Below are 9981 nucleotides of genomic sequence, written 5' to 3'. Positions count from 1 at the left end.
CCGCCCCGGCTGCGGACAGCTTCTGGAAGATGCCTTTTGCCAGCACGACGCTTGGCAGCGAACAGCCTCTGCTCAACAATGAGCTTCTGGGCTATGGGCGCGACCCGCTTCCGCCGGTCAAGGATGCGATCACCGCCGATGGCGATGTGGCCGTGCCGATCGACGCCCGGTTCCTCGGCATCTGGCTGAAGCTGCTGATGGGCGCACCTACGACCACCGGGGCGTCGGCGCCCTACACGCACGAGTTCACCTCGGGCAGCTGGGCACTGCCAAGTGCGGCGATCGAGGTTGGCAACCCGGATGTCCCATCCTACCGGATGCTGACTGGCGTCAAGGCCAACTCGATCAACTGGACGATGCAGCGTTCGGGCCTGGTGACGGCGACCATGAACCTGATCGCGCAGGGCGAAGCCAAGGCCACTTCGAGCGCTGCAGGAACGCTGGAGGAGCTGGTGCTGACCCGCTTCGGGTCGTTCAACGGTTCGATCAGCCGAGAGGGCAGCACACTCGGCAACATCGTCTCGGGCGAAATCACCTATTCCAACAATCTGGACCGGGTGGAAGTCATTCGCGCGGATGGCAAGATCGACGGTGCTGACGAGTCGATTGGCGCGCTGACCGGCAGCATTGTCAGCCGGTTCGCCAATACCACGCTGCTGGACCAGGCAACGAACGGCACGCCCTGCGAGCTGGAGTTCGATTACACCATCTCGGCCGGCGTCAAGTTCACCCTGACCGCGCACGAGGTCTATCTGCCGGTCCCGCGCCTGCCGATCACCGGCCCGGGCGGCATGCAGGCGACCTTCGCCTGGCAGGCCGCGCTGAACAGCGCTGAGGGCGTCATGTGTACGGCCACGCTGATCAACGACATGGCCGATTTCAACAATCCCAGCTGAGCGGAGACCTCATGAAGCTGCACCTGAACGCCGCCCCCGAGCGGTATGAGCTGATCCCCGGGGGTGAAAATGACCCTGGCATCACGATCACGGCGCGTCCGGCGCTCACGTCCGTGATCGAGGATGCCAAGGCGGATGACAGCCTGCTGGACTATGCCGACGAAATCCGCGCGCTGGCAGAGGCCGGCGATGATGCCGCAGCCTCGGCCGAGTTGATCCGGTCCAAGGGGCGGGTTGGTCTCATGTTCGCCAAGGCCGTGGCGCGACGCGTGATCGACAGCTGGGAAGGTGTCGAAGGAGAAGACGACAGCCCGGCGGCGGTGACCCCGCAGAACATCGACGCCTTCCTGGATGTGGCGCCGATCTACGATGCCTTCACCGAAAAATACCTCGCGCGCTGGCTGTTGGTGCAGCGGGAAAAAAACGTCTCTGCGCCCTCGCGGAATGGCACTTCGGCGAGGGCGCGGACTACTGCGGCTACTGCGAAAGCTTCTGCGCGGAGTGCCCGCGCCGGTCGCTCGGTCCGCAAAGCGAAGAAGGCAAGCTGATCTGGTCACTGGTCCTGAAGCTGCGCGGCCAGCTCCGCGTGGCTTCGGGCGTGGCCGTCAGGATCCTGGGCTGGGACCTGAATGTCGCCTTCCGGCTGGGCGATGCGATGGGGATCGACCCGTTCGCCATCGCCGAGCTGCTTCCTGACATCGAGGCCGTCGCGGTCTACCACATGAACAAAAGGGCACCAAGCTCCGATGACGCGTGAAAAGAGGTTCTCCGTTCGCATCTCGGCCGCCGGCGGTGACACCGTCAAGGCCGAGCTGCGCGGCGTCGGCGCAGCCGGCCGGGAGGCCATGGAGAACCTGCGCGACGGGGCAGGGCCTGCGGCGGCTGGTCTCGATCGGGTCGGCGACGCCGCGGCGCAGGCGCAGGCCAAGCTTGAGTCGATCGTCGCCAAGTCCACCGCCGCGCTGGCGGCGATGCGGGCGCAGTCGCAGGCCTCTTCGCCGCTGGTCGACCGGATCAACCGCGCCACGGGCGTCACCTCGGCCGGGGGCATGTCGGCGGCGGAATACATCGCCCAAGGGCAGGCGCTGGATGATCTGCGGGCCAAGTATAACCCCGTGTTCGCGGCGATCCGCACCTATCGCTCCGAGGTGTCTGCCATCAAGGCCGCGCACCTCGAGGGCGCGATCTCGGCCGATGAGATGACGGCGGCGATCAATCGCTCGCGCAGCGCATCGCTGGACAGCATTGCCGCCCTGCGCGGTCGGGCGCGTGGCATCGAGGACATGGGCAAGGCCAGCCGCATGACGGCGATGCGGCTCCAGATGCTCGGCTATCAGGTCAACGATGTGATCGTGTCGCTGGCGGGCGGCATGAACCCGATGATGGTCTTCGCGCAGCAGGGCTCGCAGATCGCGCAAATCTACGGGCCGGGGAGCGGCGGCGTCGGCGGCGCGCTGCGCGATGTGGGGCGGATGATCGGTGGCCTGGTCACCAGGGTGCCGGTCCTGACGGGCGCGCTGGCCGGTATCGGCATCATCGTCGGAGGGCTGCGCCACGAGATCAATGAGACCAAGGGGGTGACGGTCGGGTTTGGCGACACGGCCCTTGCGATCTTTCAGGTGATCGGTCGCGGAATCTACTCGTGGATCAAGCCTGCCGTCGACATGATAGGCGAGTGGTTCTCGGCTGCCTGGGACGGGGTGATCGCCGGAGTCAAATGGGTCGGCAACGGGATCATAAACGGCATCAAAATCTCGGTCGACGGCATCGGCACGGCGATCTCGACTGTGCCCGACCTTTTTGAAGCCGGCTTCAATGGTGCTGCCGCGAAGGTTTTCGAAGCGCTCTACAAGATGGGCACCGCCATCGAGGTGTTTCTCACTGGTGTAGGAGAGGGGTTCAATTCCGTTTTCGGAACGAACTTTGGACCGGTTTTCATCCCGGGTGTCGGCGGATTTGAGGTTGACCGGAAGTCTTCGGAAGAACGCAAGTTGGCTGCCGAAAAGCGATACGGCAAGGAATGGGATGATTTCGCTGCCCGGGCATCGAAAACGGCAGACGAAGACCCGATGGGAGATTTCTACAACTCCGTCCGCCGGCAGGCGATCAGGAACTCCCGCGGCGGTAAGAAGGCCGGCGGCGGGAAGGAAAAGGACCAGGTCGACGAGCTGGTGAAGTCGCTGCAACGGGAATTGGCCGTCCTGCGCGAGACCGATCCGGTCAAGGCGAAAATGCTGGAATACTCGGAAAAGCTGGCCGATGCCACGATGGCCGAGAAAAAGGAGGTCTTCGATCTGGTGACTGCGCTGGAAGGCGCGAAGACTGGCTGGGAATCGATCGGCATCGCCCTGAAGAACTATGCGCAGGAGGGCATGCAGACCGGCAAGGCCATCGGCGAAGCCTTGGTCGGCGCGTTCAAAAGTGGGGAGCAACAGTTCCGCAACTTCCTGGACGGCGGCAAGTTTGAGTTCAAGGAATTCACCCGTTCGATCATCGCCGATATGGCCATGATTGCGGTGCGCCGCACCTTTTTGACACCAATTGCCGACTGGTTCGGGGGCCTGTTTGGGGGCGGTAAGGGCGGTGGGGCCGGTGTCGGGGCCAGCATCCTGCATGGTGGCGGCGATGTCGGGTCACCGGGCACAACGCGCAACGTGCCCGCGGCGCTGTTCATGAGCGCGCCGCGACTGCATGGCGGCGCGGATATTCTGCGGCATGACGAGATACCGGCGATCCTGCAGCGCGGCGAGCGGGTCCAGTCGCGGGCCGAGGTTGCGCGCGGGCAGTCGGGCCAGATGAACGGATCGTTGCACATCTCGCTGGAGCCGGGTCTGCGCGCGTCCTGGCTGGGTGAGGCGCGCAACGACAGTCTGCAGATCGTGAGCGCGGGCATGGCGGCGCAGGAACGGCGCACCCCGCAGTCTCTCGCGAATTACACCAAGCGGCAGGGCTGAGATGGACCGTCAGATCATCACCGTCCCGCGCGAGCTGATGCGGGTCATGAATTCGTCGTGGGATATCGACTGGCGCGGTCAGTCCATGGGCGAAACCACGGGAGGCATGAACCGCACCGTGTTCAACGCCTTTCCACGCTGGATCGGGGCGCCCAGCCTCTACCTGCGACGGGAAACCATCCTGTCCTGGCGCGCGCTGAAGCTGGCGGCGCAAGGGCAGGTCAACATCTACAGGCTCTCGATGATCGATCCGATCGGGTTCGATTTTCAGGGAGCTGTCTGGGGCGCCGGGATTGGTGCGGAGGGTATCCCTTTTGATGAGGGCGTCACCTTCGATGAGGGTGTCGGTTTCGACTTCCAGCCGACCTGCACTGCCGTGAACGGCGCGGCGGCGGGAGCGACGCAGCTGCGGGTCAATATCACGCCAGCCGGCATCGTGCCGCGGGTGGGTCAGATCATGGGGCATGGTGACTGGCCGTTTGCGGTGGTCGCGGTCTCGATGGTCTCCGCCGGCGTCTACGACCTGCGCGTTCAGATGCCGCTGCGCGCCGCCATCGCGGCGGGCGACATGATCCTGCACGAGGGCGTCGGATTGTTTGAGGTGGCCGAGGCGGGGGGAGGAGACCTGACCTATGAATTCAAGCACGAGGCGCGCCCCGTGTTCCAGTTCCGGGAGGTGCTCACCCGATGAGCTTCTTTCCGTCTGAGAGTTATCGCCGCGGTGACATCATTGGCGGTCTCGACCTGTGCGAGATCGACACCGCCGGCGGGCCAGCGCGGTTCATCATCGGTGCCGATGGGGTGTTTACCGATGTCAACGGAAACACCTGGGTCGGGTCGTCCCTCGGCAGCGTTTCCAGCCTTGGCAGCGCCATCGGCGGGGAGGCTCCGGAGGGCAGCATGACGCTATCCTTCTTTCAGGATCCTCGGGCACCCGACCTGGTGGCGCAGGTGAAGGCGCTGGGGCTGGACTACATTCGGGACCGCCCCGTGACCTTCTACATTCAGCCCTTCGCGACCATGGAAGAGCTCTATGCGCCGGTCTGCCCACCTTTGCGGTGGCTTCGGCGCATCGCTCGGTCTCTGACATTCTCGGCAAACGGTGCGCAGGATCGATCGATAACTTTGAGCTTCGAGGCCTGGTCCGAAAAGCGGCGGGCGGCACGCCGGATCGCGCTGAACACCGAAGGGCACGCACGCCTGATTGGCGAGCCGAACCCGTCGCTGGAACACATCCCGACAACCGATTTCGAAGAAGAGAAGCTGTTCGGATGACGCCGCTCTATCAGGAGATGCATCGCTGGATGTCCGCGCCCTTTATCTGGGGCGAGATGGATTGCATGACATGCCTCGCCGACTGGGTTCTGCGGGTGCGCGGGGTCGATCCCGCGGCGCATATCCGGCTGACCTACGACAGTGCCGCCAGTTGCCAGCGCCAGACCGGGTTCATGACTGCGCCTGTGCAGGCCGTGGAGCGATGCCTTGCCACCATCGGTGGATTGCCACGCGTGCCTGAGCCAAACGCAGGCGACGTCGCGGTGATCCTGGCGCGCTCGGTGGGTGCCCGCTCGACGCCTTGCGGTGCGATCTGGCTGGGCGAGGCCTGGGGGTGCAAGGGGCCCACCGGCGCCACGACCCTGAACCAGCGTCTTGTGACTGTTGTCAGCGACTCGACGGGCCCGGCAATCTGGGGGGTTGGTTATGCGGCGTAGTTTGCTGCTCGCCGCGCTCCTGGCCTCAACGGCACTGACGCCGGTTGAGGCCAAGGCCGATCCCGTGACCGGGTTCTTTCTCGGATCGATTGGTGTCAGCTCCGGCGCCGCCGCCGGACTGGGCGTCGCCGTTGGCGCGACGTCTGGCTTCGCAGCGGGAGTGACATTCGCCGGCACGGCAATCGGTGGATTTGTGGTGCGCACCGTTCTGGCGATTGGCCTTTCGGCGGTGGCGCGGCAGTTGGCCCCAAAACCGGCTGTCGCACCGCCGGCGTCCCGGATGGTAAATTTCGCGCAGGCGATCGCGTATGCGGAGTGGGCATACGGGCGCACGCGCAAGGGCGGGCCGATCGGCTTCACCGGGTTCAAAAACGGGCGGCGATACTATGTGCCGATCCTGGCGGCTCATCCAATTGAAGGGGTAGTGGAACACTGGTTGGATGAACGGACCGTCACCCTGACGACAGAGGCTGACCCCGAGAAGAGCAACATCGCGACATCGCCTATCGCCGGTTATGGACGAATCGATGTCATGACCGGCGGACCTGCTCAGGTGGCAAATCCGGGTCTGGTTTCGGCCTTCACCGAAATGACGGCCGCCCACGACTTCAAGGGGCTGAGCGGCGCAACCATCTGGGCGGCGCGGCCTCCGGAGGCGTCATTCACCGAGATTTATCCCTCCGGGCGGCAGTGGGCCTATGCACCGGTGATCGACGGCAAGAACGATCTCTTTGACCCGCGCGACAGCACCAGTGGGTTCAGCGGGAACGCCGCCAGGGTGATTGCCGACTGGATCGTGAATATCCGCGGCAGCGAGGTGGACTGGGATGAGGTGGCGGAGGAGGCCGACACCAGCGACGAAATCGTCATCAACGCCGAGGGCGACCCGCAGCCGCGCTGGACCTTGAATGGCACAATTTCAGACGAGCAGGATTACGAGGACCACCGGGTCCAGCTCGCTGCGGCGGCCGATGTCTATTTCTACGAGCGCACGGATGGGAAGGTCGGATTTCGGGTTGGCCGCTGGGAGGAGCCGACCCTGACGCTCGACATCGATGACTTTTACGACCTTCAGCTGACCGAGGGGCAGTGGGGTGCGGATGCGCCGGATGAGGTCGCAGTTGTCTACACCGAACCCGCCAATGCCTGGCGCGAGACGCCGACCGGCAGCTGGGTCGAGAATGCGGTTGCAAAGCCGGTGAAGGAAGAGCCGCGCGTCTTCATGATTTCGAACCACAATCAGGGCGCCCGAGTCGCAAAACGGCTCGCCCGGTCCAAGCGCGCAAAATACCAGCTCACCGGCACGATCGGCATGGCCGGATATGAAATCCTTGGCGGTCGTGAAGGCGGTGGAGCACACCGGATTATTCGGGTGCTGCATCCGCCGCTGGGGATCGACCAGGCTTTCGAGGTGGGCATGTTGTCGCGTGAATCCTTCGGCATGTTCACCCTGACGGCAAATTCCGTTGAGCCGGAAGACTTCGCCTTCGACGCGGCGACGGAAGAGCCGGAACGGCCGTCCTACGGCGTGACGGTCGTCTCGGACGGCAGCGTGCCGGTGCCGGCCAGCCTGACCGGCACCGCGCTGCCGCAGGGCACCATTCAATACGCCTGGCCGGCGCAGGATGCGGCGTTCACGCAAGAGGTCCGCTACCGGATCGTCGGCGACACGCACTGGCTGACCGCCCGCACCTCGGAGAGCGCGGAGGTCCTGCAGGTCACCGGCCTGGCGGATGGGGCGACGGTCGAGGCGCAGGTGCGCAATCGGACGGCCGGGGCGGGGGCATCGCCCTGGGGGCCTGAGCCGCCTATCGAGACGGTTGTCGTGGTCAACCCCACGCCACCCGGCGATCTGACCGACTTCGATGTCACCGAGGCCGGAGACGGGCAGGCCCTGGTCGAGTTCACCGCCCCGAACGATGGCCAGTATTTCGGGACGCGCATCTGGCGCGGCACCACCGCGACCTTTGGATCGGCCGCTCTGGTGCACACCGAATATGGCATCCCCAGCGCCGGCGACAGCTACACCGACGCGGCGGGCTACGGCACTTTCTACTATTGGGCGGCCCCGATCAATTCGAGCGGGATCGCCGGCACGATCGCGGGGCCCGAGCCGGTCACCCTGAGCGCGCCCGGGCCGTAACGCCCGACCGATCCACCGAACATCAGCGAGGACAGCATGACGACGCAAACCGCCGAACAGGTGCTCTTTGGCAATCCGCCTTCGGACTCCTACAAGCCGAAAAAGAGCGAGCTGAAGGTGTTTCTTGAGGAGACCGCAGCCGAGGCTCAGGGGCGGGTCTTCACGTCGCTGGTGCTGGGGCAGTCCAATGCGCGCGGGATCGGGGGATCGACTGGCGGCGATCAGTCCGCAAGCCCGCTTGTCGAGCTGTGGAATTCGAACGCATCCGGATCGACATACGCGCAGGGCAATGCGTTCAACGTCGCCGCCTTCGGCACGGCGCCCCTGAACATCGGATCGTCCGGCGCCTGGGCCAACAACCTCGGCTTTCATTTTGCCAAGGCAATGGGCGAGCGCACGGGCAACCGCCAATACCAGATCCAGGTCGCCATGGGGGGGCATGCGGTCGAGGCGTTCATCCGGAACACCGATCTGTCGACCAACGGCTGGACCCGCGACGTCAGCGATGAAAACCTCAACGCGGCGATGAAGACGGCGCTGGCCGCCGCCATGCCGCAAGTGCCGGGCGCGCCGACCAAGCTGAATGCGGTCATCATCCACCAGGGCGAAGCAAATCTTGGCGAACAGGTCGAGCTGTTCGCCCGGAAATGGATCGTCGTTCTTCAGGACCTCAAGGATACCGGCTGGATCGACGAGCAGACCGTCATCGTGTTCGGTGAGCTCTGCCCGGTGCCGGAGAACACCTATGCCCTCCGGCATCTGAACGCCCTGCGTCGCATCCAGATGGACTGGCCCAACGTGAAGATCGCGCGTTCTGTTGGCCTGACTTCCTTCGAGGCGGCAAATGTCCATTTCTCCGGCGAGAGCCTGGCGAAGTTCGGCGCGCGCTATGCGGACGCGGCAATGACGGCTCAGGAGCCGCATGAAATCGAAGCGATAGGGGGCGACCTCTCGGTCGACGCCGGTCTGGCCTGGGCGACAAGCGGAGGCTCCACGAACACCACCAATTTCGACTATGCGTCTCGTCTTCCGCGCGTTCTCAACGGCGTTCCGGCGATCATCGAGGATGCCGACCTGGGCTGGTGCTACTCTCAGCCGGCCAACGACCAGATCATTCTGCCGTCGCGTCGGATTTACCGGGTGCCGGAAAACGGTGTGTTTCGGTCCACCTTCGAGATGAAGGTTCTGGACGATCCAGCCGTTGTGATCGGCAGCCCCGGCACCGCTGACTGCCGCATCACCGTGTATGAGTGGGACGAGGATCGGAATTATCTCGGCTTCCAGAACTTCACGCCGCCGCAAAGCCCGCTGGCCTTTGCCGATGGCCGGGTTGTCGTGACCGGGACCGTTGGCCGCGCGGGAAGCGGCGCGGATGGCATTTTCACGGCAGGGGCCAAGTGGTTTGTCCCGACCTTCTTTGCCGGCGGCGGCAGCAATGATGCCGCCTTTGCCTTCAACGTCCTCGACATGCGGATCGAGGGAGACCCCAGCCCGGTGATTGAGGGCTTCGAGCCTCATGCGCAGGGCGCAAACCTGACTATCGCCTCCGGCGCAATCACCGTTACGCATGGCGCGCACGCCATCAACACCGAAGCCGCCGCCGCGTCCGACGATCTTGAGACCATCGGGACTACCGGCATTCCGAATGGCGCGCGGCTGACCATCTTCCCATCGAACGATACCAGGACTGTCGTGGCGAAAGACGGTGTCGGAAATCTCAAGCTGGCCGGGGATTTCATCATGGATAACTTCTACGACTCGCTGACCCTGATCCTGCGCGATGGCTTCTGGGTCGAGGTCGCACGTGCCGACAACGGCGCGTAACCCACCAATCCTTCAAATCTGAAACTTTGAACTTGGGAGGCCCCATGGCTGAAACCCCTGAAAGAGAGCCGTGGCATCTCGACAAGCGCATACCGGTTGCCACGCTGATCGTCTTGGCGGTGCAGTTTGGCGGCGTGGTCTGGATGCTCGCTACCCTTGCAAAGACGGTGGAAACCGTTTCGCTCGAGGTGGATCGGAACCGGATGGTGAACGCCGCGCAGGATAGCGCGATCCGCATTATCGACCTGAGCGTTGCCCGGCAGGATCAGCGGCAGCTCGGCATCATCGAGACCCTATCAGAGATCAAGGCATCGCTCCTCCGGCTGGAAGGCAAACGCTGATGAACTTCAAGGGAAAGGCAAAGCGCCTCGATGATATCGACCTCCCGCGCATCGGCGACCGGATCGGCGTCGGGGAGGATGAAATCCACGCGGTTCTGGATGTGGAGGCGC

General features: G+C 64.3%; 10 protein-coding genes. All 10 read left to right on the top strand.

Annotated elements, in window-relative coordinates; translation table 11 throughout:
* Positions 1-896: phage tail tube protein (locus ACFO5X_RS10250; protein WP_380717327.1), on the top strand; the 896-nt coding region annotated here is incomplete at its 5' end.
* 11 nt (positions 897-907) lie between these two features.
* Positions 908-1444, top strand: coding sequence for a hypothetical protein (locus tag ACFO5X_RS10245; RefSeq protein WP_380717326.1), 537 nt, complete (start codon positions 908-910; stop codon positions 1442-1444).
* A 50-nt stretch (positions 1445-1494) separates the two neighbouring features.
* Complete coding sequence (locus ACFO5X_RS10240) at positions 1495-1653, top strand: DUF7697 family protein (RefSeq protein ID WP_380717325.1); 159 nt, start codon at positions 1495-1497, stop codon at positions 1651-1653.
* Positions 1643-3850 carry a phage tail length tape measure family protein gene (locus tag ACFO5X_RS10235; RefSeq protein WP_380717324.1) on the top strand — a complete coding sequence of 736 codons (2208 nt, stop codon included), beginning with the start codon at positions 1643-1645 and terminating at the stop codon, positions 3848-3850. The genes ACFO5X_RS10240 and ACFO5X_RS10235 overlap by 11 nt, the downstream gene beginning before the upstream one ends.
* A 1-nt stretch (position 3851) precedes the next feature.
* A complete protein-coding gene (locus ACFO5X_RS10230) occupies positions 3852-4541 on the top strand; it encodes a hypothetical protein (protein ID WP_380717323.1) in 690 nt (229 codons plus the stop codon).
* On the top strand, positions 4538-5125 hold the full coding sequence (locus ACFO5X_RS10225) for a hypothetical protein (RefSeq protein ID WP_380717322.1): 588 nt from the start codon (positions 4538-4540) through the stop codon (positions 5123-5125). Before ACFO5X_RS10230 ends, ACFO5X_RS10225 begins: the two co-directional genes overlap by 4 nt.
* Positions 5122-5562: a DUF6950 family protein gene (locus tag ACFO5X_RS10220; protein ID WP_380717321.1), complete on the top strand. Its 441-nt coding sequence runs from the start codon at positions 5122-5124 to the stop codon at positions 5560-5562. Before ACFO5X_RS10225 ends, ACFO5X_RS10220 begins: the two co-directional genes overlap by 4 nt.
* Positions 5552-7705 (top strand): phage tail protein, encoded by a 2154-nt coding sequence (locus ACFO5X_RS10215; protein ID WP_380717320.1) that lies wholly within the window; start codon positions 5552-5554, stop codon positions 7703-7705. The genes ACFO5X_RS10220 and ACFO5X_RS10215 overlap by 11 nt, the downstream gene beginning before the upstream one ends.
* A gap of 36 nt (positions 7706-7741) precedes the next feature.
* Complete coding sequence (locus tag ACFO5X_RS10210) at positions 7742-9529, top strand: sialate O-acetylesterase (protein WP_380717319.1); 1788 nt, start codon at positions 7742-7744, stop codon at positions 9527-9529.
* A 44-nt stretch (positions 9530-9573) separates the two neighbouring features.
* Positions 9574-9870, top strand: a complete 297-nt coding sequence (locus ACFO5X_RS10205; RefSeq protein WP_380717318.1) for a hypothetical protein — start codon at positions 9574-9576, stop codon at positions 9868-9870.
* Positions 9871-9981: the final 111 nt, after the last annotated feature.

It is taken from the genome of Seohaeicola nanhaiensis (genome assembly GCF_042654245.1).
Lineage (GTDB): Bacteria > Pseudomonadota > Alphaproteobacteria > Rhodobacterales > Rhodobacteraceae > Seohaeicola_A > Seohaeicola_A nanhaiensis.
Note: the sequence above shows the minus strand (reverse complement) of the source record. Positions and strands in the feature narration are given on the sequence as shown.